The 382-nt window shown below is 58.6% G+C and carries 1 pseudogene; it reads left to right on the plus strand.

Going from position 1 to position 382, the window contains the following annotated elements:
• Nucleotides 1-335, plus strand: a pseudogene (locus X742_RS140110) (nucleoside deaminase); the annotation flags it as partial.
• Between the last annotated feature and the right edge of the window lie 47 nt (nucleotides 336-382).

Below are 382 nucleotides of genomic sequence, written 5' to 3' on the forward strand. Positions count from 1 at the left end.
CCACACACGAGCCATGCTCGCTCTGCCTGTCGGCGATCACCTGGGCCGGCTTCGACAACTTCTACTATTTGTTCAGCCACGAGGATTCGCGCGAAAGTTTTGCCATCCCGCATGATCTCAAAATTCTCAAAGAGGTCTTCACCCTCGATCCCGGCGGCTACAATGCCGAGAATGCCTATTGGAAAAGTTTTTCGATCCACGGGTTGGTGAGGGCGCTGCCCGGGGCCGAACGCCAGCGGCTGGAGGAGCGGATCGGGAGAATCTCGGCGCGCTACGATGAGCTGTCGCGTGACTACCAGGCGAGCAAGGCTGAGAACGACATTCCGCTGAACTGAGCTTCCGTCTCGACAATCGCCGCTTGGGTTACCCCCTTTATGGGGGC

This window comes from Mesorhizobium sp. LNHC229A00 (assembly GCF_000502415.1).
Classification (GTDB): domain Bacteria; phylum Pseudomonadota; class Alphaproteobacteria; order Rhizobiales; family Rhizobiaceae; genus Mesorhizobium.